General features: G+C 68.7%; 17 protein-coding genes. 4 read left to right on the top strand and 13 right to left on the bottom strand.

All coding sequences use genetic code 11. The features are described 5' to 3' along the window. Window position 1 precedes the first annotated feature (1 nt). The 4 genes from ACM14_RS10715 to ACM14_RS10730 all read right to left on the bottom strand — a co-directional run bounded on the left by ACM14_RS10715 (window position 2) and on the right by ACM14_RS10730 (window position 5,973). Window positions 2-253 (bottom strand): PP0621 family protein, encoded by a 252-nt coding sequence (locus ACM14_RS10715; RefSeq protein ID WP_013804088.1) that lies wholly within the window; start codon window positions 251-253, stop codon window positions 2-4. Beyond that, a complete protein-coding gene (gene ccsA, locus ACM14_RS10720; RefSeq protein ID WP_013804087.1) occupies window positions 250-1,065 on the bottom strand; it encodes an inner membrane protein YpjD in 816 nt (271 codons plus the stop codon). The genes ACM14_RS10715 and ccsA overlap by 4 nt, the downstream gene beginning before the upstream one ends. An 83-nt stretch (window positions 1,066-1,148) precedes the next feature. Continuing rightward, window positions 1,149-2,075 (bottom strand): diguanylate cyclase, encoded by a 927-nt coding sequence (locus tag ACM14_RS10725; protein ID WP_065346128.1) that lies wholly within the window; start codon window positions 2,073-2,075, stop codon window positions 1,149-1,151. After that, window positions 2,068-5,973 carry a response regulator gene (locus tag ACM14_RS10730; RefSeq protein WP_065346142.1) on the bottom strand — a complete coding sequence of 1,302 codons (3,906 nt, stop codon included), beginning with the start codon at window positions 5,971-5,973 and terminating at the stop codon, window positions 2,068-2,070. Before ACM14_RS10730 ends, ACM14_RS10725 begins: the two co-directional genes overlap by 8 nt. A 257-nt stretch (window positions 5,974-6,230) precedes the next feature. Between ACM14_RS10730 and ffh the strand changes: the two genes are divergently transcribed. The 3 genes from ffh to ACM14_RS10745 all read left to right on the top strand — a co-directional run bounded on the left by ffh (window position 6,231) and on the right by ACM14_RS10745 (window position 8,753). Beyond that, the gene (gene ffh / locus ACM14_RS10735; RefSeq protein WP_012203439.1) at window positions 6,231-7,625 is read left to right on the top strand and encodes a signal recognition particle protein; all 1,395 of its coding nucleotides are present in this window, start codon (window positions 6,231-6,233) and stop codon (window positions 7,623-7,625) included. Window positions 7,626-7,731: 106 nt separating this feature from the next. Next, entirely contained in the window at window positions 7,732-8,286 is a 555-nt protein-coding gene (locus ACM14_RS10740; RefSeq protein ID WP_012203440.1) for a C40 family peptidase, read from the top strand. Window positions 8,287-8,348: 62 nt separating this feature from the next. Next, complete coding sequence (locus ACM14_RS10745; RefSeq protein WP_065346129.1) at window positions 8,349-8,753, top strand: helix-turn-helix domain-containing protein; 405 nt, start codon at window positions 8,349-8,351, stop codon at window positions 8,751-8,753. Window positions 8,754-8,801: 48 nt separating this feature from the next. Here ACM14_RS10745 and ACM14_RS10750 read toward each other — a convergent pair whose 3' ends face one another. The 9 genes from ACM14_RS10750 to modA form a co-directional block, all read right to left on the bottom strand. Further along, complete coding sequence (locus ACM14_RS10750) at window positions 8,802-9,476, bottom strand: DUF1266 domain-containing protein (RefSeq protein ID WP_012203442.1); 675 nt, start codon at window positions 9,474-9,476, stop codon at window positions 8,802-8,804. After that, entirely contained in the window at window positions 9,473-10,720 is a 1,248-nt protein-coding gene (locus ACM14_RS10755) for a collagen alpha-1(I) chain (RefSeq protein WP_084027348.1), read from the bottom strand. Before ACM14_RS10755 ends, ACM14_RS10750 begins: the two co-directional genes overlap by 4 nt. Further along, a complete protein-coding gene (locus ACM14_RS10760; RefSeq protein WP_065346130.1) occupies window positions 10,717-13,005 on the bottom strand; it encodes a tetratricopeptide repeat protein in 2,289 nt (762 codons plus the stop codon). Before ACM14_RS10760 ends, ACM14_RS10755 begins: the two co-directional genes overlap by 4 nt. A gap of 221 nt (window positions 13,006-13,226) precedes the next feature. Beyond that, complete coding sequence (gene miaB / locus ACM14_RS10765; protein ID WP_012203445.1) at window positions 13,227-14,555, bottom strand: tRNA (N6-isopentenyl adenosine(37)-C2)-methylthiotransferase MiaB; 1,329 nt, start codon at window positions 14,553-14,555, stop codon at window positions 13,227-13,229. Window positions 14,556-14,699: 144 nt separating this feature from the next. Then, complete coding sequence (locus ACM14_RS10770; RefSeq protein WP_065346144.1) at window positions 14,700-15,098, bottom strand: hypothetical protein; 399 nt, start codon at window positions 15,096-15,098, stop codon at window positions 14,700-14,702. 73 nt (window positions 15,099-15,171) lie between these two features. Beyond that, the gene (gene fdhD, locus ACM14_RS10775; protein ID WP_065346131.1) at window positions 15,172-16,104 is read right to left on the bottom strand and encodes a formate dehydrogenase accessory sulfurtransferase FdhD; all 933 of its coding nucleotides are present in this window, start codon (window positions 16,102-16,104) and stop codon (window positions 15,172-15,174) included. A gap of 52 nt (window positions 16,105-16,156) precedes the next feature. Then, entirely contained in the window at window positions 16,157-17,287 is a 1,131-nt protein-coding gene (modC, locus tag ACM14_RS10780) for a molybdenum ABC transporter ATP-binding protein (RefSeq protein WP_065346132.1), read from the bottom strand. After that, window positions 17,284-17,964, bottom strand: a complete 681-nt coding sequence (modB, locus tag ACM14_RS10785) for a molybdate ABC transporter permease subunit (RefSeq protein WP_013804076.1) — start codon at window positions 17,962-17,964, stop codon at window positions 17,284-17,286. Before modB ends, modC begins: the two co-directional genes overlap by 4 nt. 151 nt (window positions 17,965-18,115) lie before the next feature. Next, on the bottom strand, window positions 18,116-18,877 hold the full coding sequence (gene modA, locus ACM14_RS10790; RefSeq protein ID WP_063327200.1) for a molybdate ABC transporter substrate-binding protein: 762 nt from the start codon (window positions 18,875-18,877) through the stop codon (window positions 18,116-18,118). Between the two features lie 103 nt (window positions 18,878-18,980). Here modA and ACM14_RS10795 point away from each other — a divergent pair, with 103 nt between their 5' ends. After that, window positions 18,981-19,808: a TOBE domain-containing protein gene (locus ACM14_RS10795; RefSeq protein ID WP_063327199.1), complete on the top strand. Its 828-nt coding sequence runs from the start codon at window positions 18,981-18,983 to the stop codon at window positions 19,806-19,808. Window positions 19,809-19,954: the final 146 nt, after the last annotated feature.

Raw genomic sequence — 19,954 nt, forward strand, 5'->3', positions numbered from 1 at the left:
CTCAGCGCCGTTGCGCCAGGGTGCGGTGCTCTGCGCTGCAGTAGCTGCGGCCGGCCGCTTCGATGGCCTCGCTGCGCGGCAGGTGCAGGCCGCAGTGCGCGCACTCGACCATGTCCTGTGGAGCCGCCAGCGGCGCATTGGTCGGGTTGCGCGGCGCAGCGGCGTGGCGCCGCTCGCGGGCCTCGGCACGGCGCTGGCTGCGCCAGACGCCGACGGCAATGATGATGACGATCAGGACCAGCAGGTACTTCATGTGGTGCGCTCCAGCAGCACTTCCATGACGAAGCGCGATCCCGCATAGGCCAGCAGCAGCAGCAGGGCGCCTGCATAGAGCATGCGCACGGCGCTGCGGCCACGCCAGCCAAAGCGCGCACGGCCGATCAGCAGCACGGCAAAGGTCAGCCACGACAGCAGCGAGAACACAGACTTGTGGTTCCAGACCCAGGCCTTGCCATAGAGCTGTTCGCCGAACAGCCAGCCTGCGGCCAGCGTGGCCGTGAGCAGCACAAAGCCTGCGGACACGAAGCGGAAGGTCAGGCGCTCCAGCGTGAGAAGCGGCAGGCCGCTGTCATGGCCACCGCCGCCCAGCCGCATGTGCTGCTCGGCGCGTGTCATCAGCGAGGCGTGGACCACGGCGGCCGCGAACAGTCCGTAGGAGGCAATGCCCAGTGCCAGGTGCAGCGGAAGCCAGGGCGAGGCGTTGACATGCAGGGGCGTTCCCGGAAACAGCGCGGCCATGAGCACGGCGGCCGTGCCCAGCGCGGACAGCGCCAGCTGCGCGCGCATCTTGGGGAACAGCTGCTGCTCGACGCCATAGACGGTGAGCACCAGCCAGGCCGTCATGGACAGGGCCGGTGCAAAGCCGAAGTGAGGCTGCTCCCCGAGCAGGCCCCAGGCCAGGGCCAGGGCGTGGAGCACCCAGGCCAGGCGCAGGGCAACGCGGGCGCCGGCCTGGCTGATGCGTCGGGCGCCGGCGGCTGGCACGGCATAGGCCACGGCTGCGGCAAGCGCCAGCATCCAGCCCAGGGGCGATACGTTGGCGGAAATCAGGGGGACGGAGAGCATCTTTCAATGATAGCTGTGGCTTTCCCGCCGCCGGTTGTGCAGGCTCAGAATCCGGGTGCCATGCCGTGGTTCGGCGCGCATTTTCAAGGCTCCACGGCTGCCTCGATGCGATTGCGCCCCTGGGCCTTGGCCTGGTAGAGCAGGCCGTCCGCCTTCTGCAGCCAGGTTTCCAAAGGCGCGGCAGACGGCTGCCGCACGGTGAGTACGCCGCAGCTGACGGTGAGCTGCGGCGCCGTGGGAGAGGCGGCGTGGGCGATGGACAGGCGCAGCACTTCCTGGCGGAAATGCTCGGCCATGGCCGGCGCATCGCTTTCGCCGGGGAGGATGAGCGCGAATTCCTCGCCGCCAAAGCGTGCGGCCAGGTCGTAGGGCCGGCGCGCATGGCGCTGCAGCGCGGCGGCCACGGCCTTGAGCGCCTCGTCCCCCTGCACATGGCCATAGCAGTCGTTGTATTGCTTGAAGTGGTCTATATCAATGAGAGCCAGGCCCACGGGCTCGCCGGTGCGCAGGCTGCGGCGGTAGGCGCGCTCCAGCACGTCGTCGAAGTGGCGCCGGTTGGCCAGGCCGGTCAGCCCGTCCACCATGGCCAGGCGTTCCAGGGCCTGGCGCTGCAGGGCCAGCCGTATCTGGTTGCGCACGCGCACCTCGACCACGGCGGGGCGTATGGGCTTGGAGACATAGTCGGCCGCGCCCAGGCGCAGGCCGTATTCCTCGGCCTCGGCATTGCTCTGTCCGGTGATGAAGATGACGGCGATATGGGCAGTGCGCTCCTGCGCGCGCAGCGCACCCAGCACCTCGTAGCCGTTCATGCCGGGCATGGCCAGGTCCAGAAGGATCAGCTGCAGGCGGTGGGCTTCGCGGTGGGCGACCACCAGGGCGCCAGGGCCGTCCTTGGCCAGCAGCACTCGGTAGTGGGGGCTCAGCAGCTCGGCCAGCATGCTGCGGTTCAGCCGCTCGTCGTCCACGATGAGGACCGTGGGCAGCTCCGACCCGGTCAGGGCGTCAAGCATCTGCAGCTCCCTGTAGGGCCATCCGGTTCGCAGCCATGCTCCGCGCCAGCTGATCGAGCGCCTGCAGCGCCGCCTCGGTTTCCAGGGACTCGGTGCAGCGCTGGATGCGCTGCAGCACGGACGCATGGCGCCCGCTGACCAGGGGCCGCAGCCGTTCCAGTTCGGCCACGGCGGCATAGTCGCTGTCGGCAATCTGCAGCCGCAGCCGAGCCAGCGTGGATGAGACTTCCTCTGCGGTCATCGGCTGCCGCTGCGGCTGCTGCGAGGGCGCAGCGCTGGACACCGTGGCCAGGGGGGGCAAGGCCGCATGCCTGGACCGCACGGCGATTTCCGCCAGCAGGCCCTGCAGCCCATCGGCCAGCGCCTGCACCAGGGATGGCAGATCACCGCTGGGCCGGGCATTCCCGCCATTGCCGTCGCCTGACAGGCAGGCATGCGCGCCGGTCTCGGCCATGGCCGACCATTGCTCCAGCAGATTCGCGCCCAGGTAGCCCAGGCTGCCCTTGAAGGTATGCGCCAGCGACGCCACGGTTGCCCAGTTGCCGCTGCGCGCGGCGCGGCGCAGCTGTTGCGGCGCATCGGCAAAGTCCTGGGCAAAGCCTTCGATCGCATGCAGCATGCGCGGCGATTGGCTGGCAAGGCATTGCCGCAGCTGCACAGGATCCCAGGCCGGGGCAGGGGTTGGCGGCGTGGGCCGGGAGGGCGGGGCCGGCGCAGGCGCTGCCGTTGTCGGCGGGGCTGCGCGCAGGCAGCGCTGTAGCGTCTCGTACAGCAGCACATCGTCAACGGGTTTGGTCAGATGGGCATTCATGCCTGCGGCCTCGATCCGGGCGCGCTCCTCGACATAGGCCTGCGCAGTCAGCGCGATCACCGGAAGATGCCGCAGCGCGCTGCGCGTGCGCAGGGCGCGCGTGACACTGAGGCCGTCCATGCTGGGCATGTGCACGTCCATGAGCACGGCATCGAAAGGCTGGCTGTCGAGCAGCCGCAGCGCCTGCAGACCGTCTTGCGCAGTCTGTACCGATATGCCGGCCTGCTCCAGCAGCTCGGTGGCCACCTCGCGGTTGAGCACGTTGTCATCCACCACCAGCACCCTGCGCCCAGGCAGGCCCGGGTAGCGCTGCTGTGGCGACGGGCCGGCCGCCGGGTCTTCAGGCTGGGTCGATTCGGGGTCCTGCAGCGCCTCCCGGATGGAGGACCGCAATGCCGATGCGGTCAGGGGCTTGATCAGCAGGCCCCGCAGGCCCCGCAGGCCAAACTGCGCGGCACGCAGCTGCACTTCGTCGCGCCCGAAGGCCGTGACCATGAGCGCGGCCGGGGTCTTGACCAGGTCCTGTCGCTCGCGCATGCGGCGTGCCAGCTCCAGTCCGTCCATGCCGGGCATGCGCCAGTCCAGCAGGGCCAGGCCATAGGGGGATTCCTGGCGTGCGGCCTCTTGCAGCATGCGCAGCGCCTGCATGCCGTCCGCCGCCGTATCGCAGCGCATGCCCAGTCTGCGCACCATGGCAGCCAGCGCCTCGCGCGCGCTGGCGTTGTCATCGACGATGAGAACTCCGGTGCTGCCCAGGTTGTCGTGGCCGTCCATCAGCGCATCCGTGGCAAGCCGGACCTTGGCCGTGAAGCGGAAGTTGCTGCCCTGGCCGGGCTGGCTGCACACGCCGATCTCGCCGCCCATGAGCTGCACCAGCCTGTGGCAGATGGCCAGGCCCAGGCCGGTGCCGCCGTGGCGGCGCGTGGTCTGGATGTCGGCCTGGGTGAAGGGCTGGAACAGCCGCTCGGCCCGCGATGCATCCAGGCCTATGCCGGTGTCGCGCACGCTCACGCACAGGTGGTGCAGGGGCGCTGCCGTGGTGTCCGCATCGGCATCCGCAGGCGCGTCCAGCGGCGGCGGCTCCAGATGCAGGGAGATCACCAGCTCGCCATGCTCGGTGAACTTGATGGCGTTGCCGACCAGGTTGGTCAGCACCTGGCCCAGGCGCATTGGGTCGCCGCGCAAACGGGGCGGCAGCTGCGGGTCCAGCGCATAGACCACTTCCAACCCCTTTTCCTCTGCGCGCAGCGCCGTGGAGGCCGTCACGGTCTCCAGCACATCGTCAAGGGCGAAGTCCACTTCCTCCAGTGCCAGCATGCCCGCCTCTATCTTGGAGAAATCGAGGATGTCGTTGATCACGGCCAGCAGGGCGCTGGCCGAGCGCTCCACCTTCTCCAGGTAGCCGCGCTGGCGTGATGTCAGCGCGGTCTGCTGCACCAGGCGCGTCATGCCGATGACGGTATTCATGGGTGTGCGGATTTCGTGGCTCATGATGGCCAGGAAATCCGATTTGGCGCGTTCGGCCGCTTCGGCGGCTTCCTTGGCCTGATGCAGCGCCTGCTCGGCCTCGCGCTCGCGGGTGATGTCCAGCATGATGCCGTCCCAGACCATGCCCTCCTGACAGCGCCGGGGGGCCGAGCGGCAGCGCAGCCAGCGGATCTCTCCGTCGGGCCTGATCACGCGAAAGCGGCAATCGAAGACCCGCAGCGTATCGATCGAGCGTTGCATCATCCCCTGGTAGAGCGGCAGATCCTCGGGATGGATGGCATTCAGGTAGACCTGCCGATCGGCCATGATGGCGTGGGCCGGCACGCCGATCAGGTTCTCTATGCCGGCGCTGATGTAGCTGAGCCGCAGTTGTGTCAAGCCGCCTTCCAGGCGGTAGATGGCGCCGCTGGGCAGGTTGTCGGCCAGGGCTTCGAGGCGCATGCGTGCGTCCTCGCGTTCGGACAGGTCCTGCAGCGTGCCGCTGAGCGCGACGATGCGGCCTTGCTCGTCGCGCAGGGCCCGACCCATGAGGCGGGCGGCGAACTGCCGGCCGTCCGGGCAGCGCTGGACCACATCGAGGCTGTAGGACTGGCCGGTGCTGATGCACAGATCCACGGCAGCGGTGAGCCGGGCAAGATCCTGCGGCCCGAGCATGGCGCGCAGGGCCTGGCGCGTCAGTGGCGGACCCTGGGGGTCCAGGCCGTTCATCACATACATCATCTCCGAGGCCTGAAAGTGCCCGGTGTCCAGTTCCCATGTCCAGCTGCCCAGGCGCGCCAGCTGTTCGGCCTGGCGCAGCACGTCGTAGCTTTTTTGCAGCTGGGACTCGGTCTGGCGCATGAGGGTGATGTCGCGCGCAATGCCCAGTACGCCCACGGTCCGGCCCTCGGCATCGCGATAGGGAATCTTGGTGGACTGGAAGATGCGGCGCTGCCCGTCGACCAGCAAATGATCGTCCATCACCACGGGCGCATCGCTGTCCAGCACCCGGCGGTCGCCGTCGGTGAAGCTGCTGTCGGAGAAAAGCTCCTGGTCGGTCTTGCCCACGATGTCTTCGGGCGCGCGCCCGGCAAAGCGGGCTGTGGCGGGGTTGGCGAAGGTGTAGCGGCCCTGCCGGTCCTTGGCGAAGACCAGGTCGGGCGTCTCGCGCATCACGGTCTCCAGCAGGCGCGTCGAGTCCTGCCACGGCCAGGTGCGGTTTTGCAGGTGCGGCTCAAGCTGCGCATTGGGCTGGCCGATCGGCTCGTCCTGGCCGGTGCGTTCGCTGAGGTCGTGCCAGGTAGTGAAGAAAAGCCGCCTGCCCGACAGTGACAGGCAATGGACATGGATCTCGGCGGGCAAGCTGCTGCCATCGCGGCGGATCAGCCGGCCTCGCAGAAGGGCCTGGCTGTCCACGACCATGTCCCGCCAGAAATCACGCGGCCGTCCATCCAGGTCCAGCCATAGGTCCATGATGCCCAGCCCCAGCATGGCGGCCTTGTGATGGCCCAGGCTGGCGCAGGCCTGGGCATTGGCATCGAGCAGGCCGCCCTGCTCGTCAAACAGAAGAAACCCGTCGGGCACACGGTCCAGGAACTGGCGATACGGCGTATCAGGCATGAAGACTCCCAGGCGGTAGCAAGCCAGCATTGCGGAATGTGATAGCCATAAACTATGGAAACATTTCGCATGTTACTGCTGGCCGGTGCCTGCCGTGGGGCACGGAAGGCCGGTACTTACCCCGGCAGGGGCAGCGGGTAGAATCATCGGGATCTGCAGGGTCCGTGCCGCGACCCGGCCCCACTTGGCCACCTGGCCCCGGCTGGCTCGCTGCAGCACACCTTTTCCTTTCCGACGACTCCAGTTCCTCCCCGCTTATGGCCTCCGCTCTGACCGACAAACTTTCGCGACTCGTCAAGGAGATGCGCGGCCAGGCCCGCATCACCGAATCCAACGTGCAGGACATGCTGCGCGAAGTGCGCATGGCCCTGCTCGAGGCCGACGTGGCCCTGCCCGTGGTGCGCGACTTCGTTGCGCGCGTCAAGGAAAAGGCGCTGGGCCAGGAGGTGCTGGGCTCGCTGCAGCCGGGCCAGCTGCTGGTGTCCATCGTCAACAAGGAACTCGCCGCCACCATGGGCGAGGGCGTGGCCGACATCAACCTCAACGCCCAGCCGCCGGCCGTCATCCTGATGGCCGGCCTGCAGGGCGCCGGCAAGACCACGACCACGGCCAAGCTGGCCAAGCACCTGATCGAGCGGCGCAAAAAGAAGGTGCTCACCGTGTCGGGCGACGTGTACCGCCCCGCCGCCATCGAGCAGCTCAAGACCGTGACCGCCCAGGCCGGTGCCGAGTGGTTCCCCTCCACGCCTGACCAGAAGCCGCACGACATCGCCGTGGCCGCGCTGGACTACGCCAAGCGCCACTTCTTTGACGTGCTGCTGGTCGATACGGCCGGCCGCCTGGCCATCGACGAGCTGCTGATGGCCGAGATCAAGGATCTGCACGCCACGCTCAAGCCGGTCGAGACCCTGTTCGTCGTCGATGCCATGCAGGGCCAGGATGCGATCAACACGGCCAAGGCCTTCAAGGAAGCGCTGCCACTGACCGGCATCGTGCTGACCAAGCTCGACGGCGACTCGCGCGGTGGCGCGGCGCTGTCGGTGCGGCAGATCACGGGCGCCCCCATCAAGTTCGCCGGCGTGTCCGAGAAGATCGACGGGCTGGAGGTGTTCGACGCCGACCGCCACGCGCAGCGCGTGCTGGGCATGGGCGACATCGTGGCCCTGGTCGAGCAGGTCACCAAGGGCGTGGACATGGAGGCCGCGCAGAAGCTGGCCGAGAAGGTCAAGAGCGGCGACGGCTTCGACCTCAACGACTTCCTGGCCCAGATCCAGCAGATGAAGCAGATGGGCGGCCTGTCCAACCTCATGGACAAGCTGCCGGCCCAGCTCACGGCCAAGGCCGGCCAGGTGGACATGGACAAGGCCGAGCGCGAGATCCGCCGCAAGGAAGGCATCATCTGCTCCATGACCGCCAAGGAGCGCAAGAAGCCCGAGATCATCAAGGCCACGCGCAAGAAGCGCATTGCCGATGGCGCGGGCGTGCAGGTCCAGGAAGTCAACCGCCTGCTCAAGGAGTTCGAGCAGATGCAGGAGATGATGAAGAAGATGAAGGGCGGCGGCCTCATGAAGATGATGAAGCGCATGGGCGGCATGAAGGCCATGAAGGGGATGATGGGCGGTGGCGGCGGCATGCCCAAGCTCCCGTTCTGATGGGCACCGCCTGAGCCGCCGGGCCGCGCGCTCTTTACCGCCAAGCCGCAGCGCAGCCTGCGGCTTTTCTTTTGGCCGCGAGGGCTTTGTGAGAACATGCAGCGCCATGAAGGCTGGTGTTTCGACTTCCCTTGCGGTGTCTCCGGTGACCGGGGCGCGGCTCTCGCGCCGTGACTGGGGTCTGCTGGCGGCCGCCGTGCTGCTGGCTGGCTGCTCGTCCGCTCCGCGCAAGGGCTCGGGCCCGGCGCCGGTGCCTTCGCCGCAGGCGCTCAATCTGGACGGCGAATTGCGCGAGGCGCTGCTGGCGCGCACCATGCTTGTGGTCAACACGCCCTATACCTATGGCGGCAATTCGCCCGAAGGCGGTTTCGACTGCAGCGGCCTGATCCAGTGGGCCGTGGGCGGCATCACCGAAAACCGCCTGCCGCGCACCACGGCGCAGTGGGCGCAGTTCAGCAATCCCGTGGGCAGCCGCAGCCTGCAGCGCGGCGACTTCGTGTTCTTCAATACCCTGGGCGCGCGCTATTCGCACATGGGCATCTTTGTCGGCAATGGCCAGTTCGTGCATGCACCGTCCAGCGGCGGCACGGTGCAGCGCGTGCGCATGGACAACACCTATTTCGCCAAGCGCTTCACCGAGGCGCGCAGCATCTTCGCCTGAACGCTGGCCGGGCGACGGGCTGATGATTCAATCAAGATTCCAGGGAAATCCAGGGTGTCGGAATGCGTAACAAGCTCGAATTCGCACTGCGCCTGCGCCAGGCCATCGAGGCTGCGGGACTGGAGCCCCGGCCCAGCGTGCTTCTGAAGCTGTTCAATTCCAGTTACTGGGGGCGGCCGATCTCGTTCCAGGCGGTCTCGCGCTGGCTGAACGGCGAGGCCGTTCCCGAGCAGGACAAGCTGGTGCTGCTGGCGGGTTTGCTCGAGGTCGAGCCCGATGTGTTGCGCTATGGCGAGTCGGCCCAGCGGTCCCCGCCGTCCCTGCCGTCGCCGCTCGAATGCCAGGAGCCGGACGTGGGCTATCTCGAACGAGAAACCTTCGATGCCTTTCTGAAGCTGCCCGCGCCTCAGCGCCAGGTGGTGCGGGAGGTGATCCTCACCTTCGCCAAGGTGCATGGCGAAGGCTGAGCACCGGGCAGGGCAGGCAGGGCAGGCGGCGCTCCCGCCTGGCGGCAGTCACCGGACGGCCTGCTGCTGCCAGGGCATGGCATGCCAGGGGTGGCGCGGATCGGCCACCCACTGCTGCACTTGCTCGGGCGTCACGCTGCACCCCAGCACGTCGGCGCGGCCACGGGCCAGCCACTGGCTGCGGCCGCGTGCGTAGGCCTGGCCGAAGGCCTGCCAGCTGTCAAAGCAGTCCCGCGCGCGGCATGCGTTCAGGTGCAGGATCTGCTGGTGCAGGGCCTCGTCCACCCAGCCCAGCAGCCAGGCGCAGCGCACATGGAAGGCCACGCGCGCGCAGGCAAAGGCCATGGCGGCATGGGGATCGTCACCGGCCTGCAGGCGCTGCAGGTCCAGCGTGAACCAGCGCTGGCGCAGGCCGTCGGGCAACTGGCGTGCGATCTGGGCATCGTCCAGGTCGGTGCGCAGGCCCAGGTGGTGCAGCACCATGGGGCGCAACTGGGTCGTCAGTGCGGAGTCGGCGCCGTTGAGCTGCCGGTCCGCAAAGCCGCCCTGGATGGCGTGAAAGGCCATGGGATGGGCCAGGGCCAGGGCCCAGTCCAGTGCCGCGTCACCGCTGCGGTAGCTGCTGAAGTCCCCGCGTTGGCGCGACGCACGCATGCGCCGCAGGCCGGCGCGCACTGCCCACCAGACCAATGCAGACAGCACAACAAGGGTGAAGGCGTTCATCGCGGATTTCCTGTCCTGCCCGGCGTTCCCGGCGTTCCCGGCGATCCGGGCGATCCCGCCCGGCGGCGCGCCAGCTCCAGTGACTGCTGCAGGGCCGCGCTGCGCGGCATGCGCTCGAAGGCGGGCACGGGCACGGTGTCGCGGCGTGCCGCGACCAGCCATTGCATCAGGGGCGACCGGATGTCCAGCTGCTCCAGCAGCGCCGGGTGGGACTGCAGCAGCCACAGCTGCTCGGCCTCGGTGTGCAGCTCGCTGGCCGCACACCAGGCAGCCGCGCTGCCCGTGGCCAGCAGCTGTGCCGGTCGGCGCACGATGCCCATGGCCAGGGCGTCCGCCGGCGCCTCGCCATCGGTATCGAGGTGATTGAGCAGGGCCAGCACATCGGCCAGATAGCGCGCAATCGGCGGGCGGTTCTGCTTGCCCTTGATCTGGTCGATGCGCAGCCGCCCGTCGTCCCGCACCTGGGCGCTGACGGTGATGCGCGGCTGGGCCGTGCCCGTGCGGTAGCTGAACAGCCGCAGCCGGCCCTGCTCGCAGGCTTCGGCATAGTGCTCGCCATAGCCGCCGCGCAGTGCGCCGCGCTCGCTGAACTGGCCCAGGCAGTGGCGCATCATCTGGCTTTCATAGGCCATTTCGGCGCGCAGGTCCGGGCTTTGGGCATCGAATTCGACGAAGACACCCAGCTGGCCACGCAGCAGCGGGCGCACGGCGCCGGGCCGGTGCTCGGCCCAGCCGCTGTCGCTTCTCCGGGCGAAGGCCAGGTGCTCCAGCGTCCAGCGCGCCAGCGCCTGCGGGCAGTTGATGCGCTGCAGCTTGCCCTCCAGCGCGGTGCCGCGCCGGGTGGACAGGAACTCCAGCAGCCGGCTCTCCAGCGCCAGCAGGGGTGCGCTGTCGGGCTCCACCCACCACAGCGGCGCGTTGCCGTCAGCCGCGGGCCTGTCCGGTGACAGCGGCTGGCGGGCCGCATGTTCACGCAGGCGCTCCAGTGCCCAGGCGGCGGGCTCGGGGCGCCGGTGCAGGCGCAGCAGCTCGGCCTGCGTGGACACGGGCTGCACGGCAGGCGGATCGGCGTTGAGGTTGCCGATCACATGGCGGTAGAAGTGGTTGGCCAGCCAGGCGGCGATCTCCTCGCTGTCGCCGCGTGCGGCGCTGCGCTCGCGGATGCGCTGCTTGATGGCTGGCGCATTGACCACGTCGCGCGGCCGATAGGCGCTGGCGGCGTTGGCACCGGCGCCCGGGTTCACCACAGCTTCCACCAGGGCTTGCTGTCCGAGCGCAGCTTGAGGCAGCGCTTGAGGCCGTCCTTTGCCATCCTGTGCTCGGCCTCGCCGTCGTCGGGCGTGAGCTTGGCGATGGCCTCGCGGTGCAGGGCCACGGCCTGGTCGATGGGGCCGCAGCTTTCCATGGCGCAGGCCAGGCGGCGCAGCGTGTAGCACTCGCCCAGGGCGCGCACTTCGGGCAGCAGGGCGTCCAGGCGCGGGCGCACCAGTTCGCCATGGTTTTCGGAGAAGAAGTCGAGCAGGGACATCAGCGAGGCCAGGTAGTCGCGCCGCTGTTCGCGCTGGTCGTCCTCGTCCAGTTCCTCGAACCACTGGTCCAGGCGCTCCAGCCAGATGCCGATTTCGCCTGCGCGGCCCAGCTGGTAGAGCGCCAGCGCCGCGCTGGGGAAGTAGTCCGTGGGGCAGTGGCGGCTGTAGCCGTAGTCCTGGGTGAAGTGCCACAGCTGCTCGGCCGCCGTGACGATGCCGGGGCGGTCGTCACGGCGGATGGCGCACCACAGCAGGCCGTCATGGTGTTCGGCAAAGGGGCTGCTGGACAGGCCCTTGTGGTGCAGGGCCGCCGCCTCGTCATAGCGCTGCTGCGAGCGGTACTTGATGGCCAGGTTGTTGCAGAGCATGGAGTAGACGTGCAGGTGCGCGTCCTTGTACCGGCCCTGACCGCTGGCCCAGAAGGCCTCGAAGCGGGCCAGGCCCTCTTCGTAGTAACGCTGCACCAGCGGCTCGCGCACCTCGTCGCCCGGCACCTGCCGGCCTTCGCCCATGATGGCGGCCAGGTCGTCCTCGTCGTCCAGGGTCACGCCCGCTGCATAGCACCAGTGGGCGCCATGGCCCTGCGCAAAGGGGCGCTGCAGCGCCTGCGCGGCGGGCAGCACGGCGAAGCGCGCGGCCCAGAGCATGGGCAGCAGCTCGGAGTTGGCGTGCCGGGGCTGGTCGGTCACGCCGCGCTCCAGCAGAGGCAGGGCCTGCTCCCATTGGCGGTCCTTGGCCAGGCGCCAGCCGTCGATCAGGTCCAGCAGAGGGTGGCCGGGCGCCTGGGTGCGCGCCAGGGCCAGGTAGTCGTCGGCGCTGCGCGGAGCAGCCGGGCTGTCTTCCAGGATCTCCTGCATGTCGGAATCCAGTCCCGCCCAGGCCAGGATCAGCGCCCAGGCCGGTGCATGGGCGGTGTCGCTGTCCACTCTGCGCAAGGCCAGTTCATAGCCCTGACGGGCCGATCCGGGGCGGCTGTGCAGCACGCTTTCCAGCGCCAGGTCCGCCGCATCGGCCAGGCGCCCCGCCTCTTCCAGCCACCGCAGCACCAGGCCGCTGAAGGCATCGTCGGAGTCATCCACCAGGCCGAAGCGGCCCAGCGCGGCCAGCTGCAGCGCGGCCTCGGGCTGGCCCATGGCATGGCAGGCCATGGCCTGCAGCCGGGCCGCATGGACCTTGCGGTGCGTGCGCACCGCCTGCGATGCGGCAGGGCTTTCGGTGCGGGCCAGGTGCTGCTCCGCCGCCATGAGCACGGCCGGAACGCTTTGCGGGGCCAGCGGCAGGACCTCGCGCGCGAGGTGCAGCCAGTCGTCGAAGTCCACGTTCTGCTCTGCATCGGCCTGGGTCAGCAGCGCCGTGGCAGCCTGCACCTGGTGCACGGTGGCGGGCACATCGCCGCGCAGACGGGCCAGCTCGGCCTTGCGCAGGCAGGCACGCGCGTCGCGGCGCGCGGGGGAGGCCTCGCCATCCGGGTCGCTGCGTTCGTGGCTGCGCTGCAGGTCCACGCCTTGCTCGGCCAGCTCCCAGGCCTGGGCTTCGCGGGCCAGGTAGTGCCAGCCGTTCCAGTAGCGGTAGGGCTCGCCGGTATGCGGCAGCCGGCCCATGAGATCGGCAGCGGGCGCGAGCAGGGCCACGCCGCCTTCACGGTCAAAGCGCAGCCGGCTCTGGATGTCGCTGAGCGCCAGGCTGGCCGTGGCCAGCAGGTGGTTGTCGCCCTGCAAGGGCTGCAGCGTGGCAGCGCGGTGTTCGCGCAGCAGTGCGTTGGCGGTCTCGGGCCGTTCCAGGTCCAGCCAGAGATCGTGCAGGCGCTCCAGCTCGCCCACCGTGGCCGGGGCGAAACGCTGCTGGGAGAGCAGCTCCATGACGGCCGCCTGGCGTTCGGCCGGGGCGATGGGGCTGGCATCATCCTCCTGCTGCAGCAGGTCGTGCGCCTGGTCCATGAAGGCATGCAGGGCTTCGCCCTCAAGGGCGGCCTGGGCGGTGGCGGGCTGGGAGGTGTTCATGGAATCGATAGCAAGCAAGCGAAGCTGGAAAAGCCATGCAGGCCGACGGACCTCAGGGCGGCGACCCCGCGATGCTAGCGGGCCAGCCGGCACCCTGCCAGAGTGGCCGGGCTGTTTTCACGTCCTGTTACATGCAAAAAAGCCCGGCATTGCCGGGCTTGGGTTACGCAGGAGGTCGCTGGGCCACCGGGGCCACCGGGGCCGCCGGGATCGGGTTGGGCTCAGTGGCGCACCACGACTTCGCCGCGCAGCGTGAAGGTGCGGGCCTCGGTGATCTTCACATCGATCATCTGGCCGATCAGGCGCTCGTTGCCCGGGAAGTTGACCACGCGGTTGCACTCGGTGCGGCCCATGAGTTCGCTGCCATCGCGCTTGGACAGGCCTTCCACCAGCAGGCGCTGCACCGTGCCCACGCGCTCGTCGCTGATGTCCTTGATGTTGTTGTTGATCACGGCCTGCAGCTCCTGCAGGCGGCGCAGCTTGACCTCGTGCGGCGTGTCGTCGTGCAGGTTGGCGGCCGGCGTGCCGGGGCGGGGGCTGAAGATGAAGCTGAAGCTGTTGTCGAAGCGCACGTCGTGGATGAGCTTCATCATCTTCTGGAAGTCTTCCTCCGTCTCGCCGGGGAAGCCCACGATGAAGTCGCTGCTCATGGCCATTTCGGGCCGGATGGCGCGCAGCTTGCGGATGGTGCTCTTGTATTCCATGGCCGTGTAGCCGCGCTTCATGGCCATGAGTATCTTGTCGCTGCCGTGCTGCACGGGCAGGTGCAGGTGGCTGACCAGCTTGGGCAGCCGAGCGTAGGCCTCGATCAGGCGTGGCGTGAACTCGTTGGGGTGGCTGGTGGTGTAGCGGATGCGCTCGATGCCGGGGATCTCGGACACGTACTCCAGCAGCAGGGCAAAGTCGGCGATCTCGGCCGTGTCACCCATCTTGCCCAGGTAGGCGTTGACGTTCTGGCCCAGCAGCGTGACTTCCTTCACGCCCTGGTCGGCCAGGCCGGCGACCTCGATCAGCACGTCCTCGAACGGACGGCTGACTTCCTCGCCGCGCGTATAGGGCACGACGCAGTAGCTGCAGTACTTGGAGCAGCCTTCCATGATGGAGACGAAGGCCGAGGAGCCTTCCACGCGCGCGGGCGGCAGGTGGTCGAATTTCTCGATCTCGGGAAAGCTGATATCGACCTGGGGCTTGTGCTTGGCGGCGCGTGCATTGAGCAGCTCGGGCAGGCGGTGCAGGGTCTGCGGGCCGAAGACCACGTCCACATAGGGTGCGCGCTTGATGATTTCCTCGCCCTCCTGGCTGGCCACGCAGCCGCCCACGCCGATGAGCACGCCGCGTTCCTTCAGGTGCTTGTAGCGGCCCAGGTCGCTGAACACCTTCTCCTGCGCCTTCTCGCGCACAGAGCAGGTGTTGAACAGGATCAGGTCGGCCTGCTCCGGGTCATCGGTGGATTCGTAGCCCTGGGCTGCGCCCAGCACATCGGCCATCTTGTCCGAGTCGTACTCGTTCATCTGGCAGCCGAAGGTTTTGATAAAGACTTTCTTGGACATGGTGGGGTTCCGTCAGGCAGCCGCCGCACTGCAAGCGGCGGTCTGCAAAAAATGAAGGTGGCTCGGCCAGGCGGCGGCATGCCCCATGGCCGGGCCGCTGCGCCCCGCAAGGCGCGGGCCGCGTCAGCCGTGTACGTGCTGTGCTCAGTTGAAGATGCGCTGCAGCATCGACTTGGGCTTGTAGTGCTTGTCGGCCTCGGCCTTGGTCAGGATCCAGGCCTGGTGCAGCCACTGCGTCTGCGGCTCGATCACATAGCCCACCACGAGCTTGCTGCCCTGGTAATTGATGGCCTGCACCAGCGTGCGTTCAGGGCTGAACAGGCGAAAGCCCGGACTGGTGCGAATGGTCTTGCCGTCGATCTCCACCTCAGGGAACTGGGTCACGACCAGCTCGCCGAACTGGGCCTGCGGCGGGAAATTGCGCGTCTCGTTGGACGGCAGGCCCTGCGCGGCCGCGCCCAGGCTGGCGCAGGCCAGGCCGGCGAGCAGGGCGCCGGCACACAGGCGGCGGACGGTAGAGAAATGGGGCTTGCAGCGGTTCATGGTGTACATCCAGGGGCTGAACCCGCAATTCTACGAACTTGCCGCTGCGCAGGCGCGGCACTCGGGCATTGGTTCAGGTGCGGCCCGGCGCATACAGCACCGCCTTGGGCGGGCGGCACAGGCCCCAGAAGCGCAGGCCGATCAGTTCGGCCATCTGCACGCCCATGGCCGTGGGCGCGGAGATGGTGGCCAGGGCGGCGATGCCGACCTTGGCGCATTTGCGCACCAGCTCATGGCTGCCGCGGCTGGAGAGCACGACAAAGCCGGCCTCGCCCAGGCGGCCCGTGCGGGAGAGGCGGCCGACCAGCTTGTCCAGCGCGTTGTGGCGGCCCACGTCTTCGAGCACATCCGTCAGCTGCCCGTCCAGCCCTGCCCAGCCTGCGGCATGCACGGCGCCGGCTTCGGCGTTGAGCAACTGCAGCGGCGGCAGTGCCGCGATGGCTGCGCAGACGGTGTCGGCATCGACACGGGCGATCCAGTCGTGCGCGGGCAGGGGGTCGAAGGACAGGTCCAGCGCCGCGAAGCTGTCCACGCCGCAGACACCGCAGCCCGTGCGCCCGCTCATGCTGCGGCGCCGGTCCTTGAGGCGGGCGAAGCAGCGCGAGGCCACGTCCAGCTGCACCTCGATGCCGTCCATGCCGGACGGAAGGCCTGCGGCCTGTGCAGCCACGGTGCGCACCTCGATGCCGTAGCAGTCGGCAGCGCTGTCCAGAATGCCTTCGGTGAGCGCAAAGCCCAGCGCAAAGTCTTCCAGGTCCGAGGGCGTGCCCATCATCACGGCATGGGAGATGCCATTGAACACCAGGGCGATGGGGACTTCGCTGGCCAGCACCTGTGGTTCGGCCTGGATGCTGACGGCGCCGCCTTCACCGAGCCGGTGGCGCGCCACCGCATGCGTGCGCAGCGCGGCAATGGCAGGCGGGGCGGCGCATGCAGCATCTGCTGCGCCGGGGCCTGCGTCTGGGGCGGGGACGGGTGCGGGGGCGTGTTCGGTGGTGGCGTTCATGGCGTGGGCTGCGCAGGCGGCTTCCGCATGATATCGGCGCCGCCGCGCGTGCTCAGTCCAGCAATGCCATGCCCTTGATCTGGGCGAAGACATGCATGCCCGGCGCAATGCCCAGCTGCCGGGCGGAATGCAGGGTGATGCGTGCCAGCAGGCGGGACGGGCCCAGCTGCAGCGAGACCATGACCTGGCCCGGGCCGTCCTCGCGCAGCTCCTGCACGGTGGCAGGCAGGATATTGAGGATGCTGCTGTCTTGCGGGTGCTGCAGGCTCAGGCTCACATCGCGTGCCTGCACGCGCAACTGCACGGTTTCGCCGATGGGGCGCGGGGAGGCCATGACAAGGCGCAGGCGCCCGCCATCGAAGGACAGCGTACTCAGGTGTGCATCGGGATCGTGCTGCTGGACCTGTGCGCTGACCATGGCCGCTGCCGTGTCGCCCATGCTCAGGGGCAGGTCCAGCCGTGCCAGCAGCTCGCTGGTGGCGCCGGCGGCGACCAGGCCACCGGCCTTGAGCAGCACCAGGTGCTGGGCCAGGCGAGCGACCTCGTCGATGGAGTGGCTGACGTAGAGGACGGGAATGTCGAGTTCGCGGCGCAGCTGGTCCAGGTAGGGCAGGACCTCGGCCTTGCGCTGGGCGTCCAGCGCGGCCAGCGGCTCGTCCATCAGCAGCACCCGCGGGCTGGTGGCCAGCGCCCGCGCAATGGCCACGCGCTGGCGCTCGCCGCCCGACAGGGTGGAGGGCATGCGGTCCATCAGGTGGCCTATGCCCAGCAGGGACACGGCCTGGTCCTGGGACACCTTGCGCCGTGCGGCCGGCGTGCGCCGCATGCCGTAGTCGATGTTGCGCCGCACGGTCAGGTGCGGGAACAGGCTGGCCTCCTGGAACACATAGCCCAGCGCACGGCGGTGCGTGGGCAGCCATTGGCTGGCCGCATCGTCCTGCCAGACCTCGCCGTTGACGGCGACGCGGCCGCGCGCGCGCTCCAGTCCTGCCAGGGCGCGCAGGCAGGTGGTCTTGCCGCAGCCCGAGGGGCCGAACAGGGCGGTGACGCCGCGCCCGGGCAGCTGCAGCTGCACGTCAAGGCGGAAGTCGGCACGTTCCAGCGCCAGGTTTGCGATGATTTCCGAGGAGGGGTGGGAGTGCGCGGCGTCGGACATCAGGGAGGGAGAGAAGGCGGTCATCATGCGCGGCGCTCCTCACGCGGCTGCAACAGATGCAGGGCCAGAAGAACCAGGAAGGAGAACACCACCATGCCGCCTGCCAGCCAGTGGGCGTGGGCGTACTCCATGGCCTCCACATGGTCGTAGATCTGTACCGAGACCACGCGCGTCACGCCGGGAATATTGCCGCCCAGCATCAGCACCACGCCGAACTCGCCCACGGTGTGCGCAAAGGTCAGCACGGCCGCCGTGATGAAGCCCGGCCGCGCCAGCGGCAGCGCCACGGTGAAGAAGCGGTCCAGCGGCCCCGCGCCCAGGCTGGCCGCAGCCTCCATGGGCCGCGTGCCCAGGGATTCGAAGGCGCGCTGCAGCGGCTGCACCGTGAACGGCATGGAATAGACCAGCGAACCGATGACCAGGCCCGGAAAAGTGAAGGGCAGGGTGCTCAGCCCCAGCGCCTGCGTCAGCTGCCCCACGGGGCCGTTGGGACCCATGGTCACCAGCAGGTAAAAACCGATCACCGTGGGCGGCAGCACCAGGGGCAGCGCCACCACAGCGCCAATCGGGCCGCGCCAGCGCGAGCGCGTATGCGCCAGCCACCAGGCCAGCGGCGTGCACAGCGTCAGCAGCAGCACCGTGGTCACGCTGGCAAGTTTCAGCGTCAGCCGTATGGCGGCGTAGTCGTCGGCGGTAAGAATCATGCGGGAAGAATTCAGTGGTTCGCAGCGCTGTTGGATCTCACTCAACGCACGAAACCGGCGCGGCCCGGCTCAGCGACGCTGAGCACGGGCCCATGCCGGCCGCCCCCTCCCCAGGAGAGAGGGAAGGCGCGCAAGCGCGCCTCAACAGGTGTCAGAAGCTATAGCCGTAGGAGCGGATGATGGCACGGGCCTTGTCGGCGCGCAGGTACTTCATCAGCTCGGCGGCGGCTTCGTTGTCCTTGCCGCTGTTGAGCACGATGGCGTCCTGGCGGATGGGCTCGTGCATGGAGCCGGGCACCTGCCATGCCGAGCCTTCGCGCAGCTTGCCGTTTTCCATCACCTGCGACAGGGCCACGAAGCCCAGCTGGGCATTGCCCGTGGCCGCGAACTGGTAGGTCTGGGCAATGTTCTCGCCCATGACGATGCGCGGCTGCACCTGGGCCGTGATGCCCAGCTTGTTCAGCACTTCCATGGCGGCCGTGCCGTAGGGCGCCAGCTTGGGATTGGCCACGGCGATGTGCTTGTAGTCGCCGGTCTTGAGGACCTCGCCCTTGTCGTCCACATAACCGGCCTTGGGGCTCCACAGCACCAGCTGGCCGATGGCGTAGGTGAAGCGCGAATCGGGCAGGCCGCGGCCTTCCTTGGCGATCTTCTCGGGCGTGGTGTCGTCGGCGGCCAGCAGGATCTGGAAGGGCGCGCCGTTGACGATCTGCGCATAGAACTTGCCCGTGGCGCCGAAGGACAGCAGGGCCTTGTGGCCGGTGTCCTTCTCGAACTCGGCGGCGATCTTCTGCATGGGCGCCGTGAAGTTGGCGGCGACGGCCACCGACACTTCGGCGGCCTGCGCGGCGGCCCAGCCGAACAGGGCAAGGGCGGCGAAGGCGGTGGCACGCAGGGGCTGGTTCACGTTCATGGGTCTCTCGCTATTCCGTTGGTGAATAGCGCAGTGTAACGACCTGAAAATGCGCATGCAGGGTGCAGGCGTTTTGCTTGGCGGGAAATAACGCTTGGCGGGCATGATGCTGCGCATGACAGCCGCAACCCCCGCTTCTCCCTCAGACCTGGTGCCCGCGCTGGGCCATGACCTGGCCGACCGGCGCATCGCCATCCTGCGGCATATCGCGGCAGGGCATTCGATTTCCCAGGCCGCGCGCGAGGCGGGTGTCAGCTACAAGGCGGCCTGGCAGGCGCTGGATGTGCTGACCAATCTGGCGGGCCGTGCCCTGGTGGAGCGCTCGGTGGGCGGTGCCGGCGGTGGTGGCGCGCGCATCACCGAGGCCGGGCAGTCCCTGCTGGCCATGGCCGATGCGCTGGAGCAGGCGCGCGCGCAGGTGCTGCAGCGCTTTGGCAGGCCCGCCGGCGTTTCTTCGACGCCTCCCGGGCTGGGGCTGGGCCTGCGCACCAGCATGCGCAATCTGTGGCCTTGCCGGGTTGGTGCCCTGCAGGCGCAGGGCGCCCAGGTCCGCGTCTGGCTGCTGCCCGATGGCGGCGGGGATGCATCAGGCATTGCCGCACGCATCACCGAAGAAAGCGCCCAGTTGCTGGGCCTGGCGCCGGGCCTGCCCCTGATGGCGCTGTGCAAGGCCGCAGCCGTGCAGGTGCTGCCTTCAGCGCCACGCTCCGATGTGCATGCCCAGGCCAATGCCTGGCCCGCCCAGGTGCAGCGCGTGGCCCGGGCCGACAGGGCGGGGCCGCGTGAAGTAGTGGCACAACTGCCTTGGGGCGGTAGCGGCGTGGGCTACGCGGCCGAGCCGGCAGAGGGCGAGTCCTGGACCTTGCGCGCAGGGCGCAAGGTCTGGCTGACGGTGCCGGAGGCCGCCGTGGTGCTGGCCGTGGCCGATTGAGCGGATGGAGCGGGTGGAGCGGATGGAGCGTTGAAGGAGCAGCAGCGCGTTGCGCATGCGCAGCAGTGGCTGCAGATTCGGACGGGTCTGATGGCGCATTCAGGGCGGTATACGAAGAATTGCGCCGCTGTGAAACCTGCGCGCTC

It is taken from the genome of Delftia sp. JD2 (genome assembly GCF_001682645.1).
Lineage (GTDB): Bacteria > Pseudomonadota > Gammaproteobacteria > Burkholderiales > Burkholderiaceae_C > Comamonas > Comamonas acidovorans.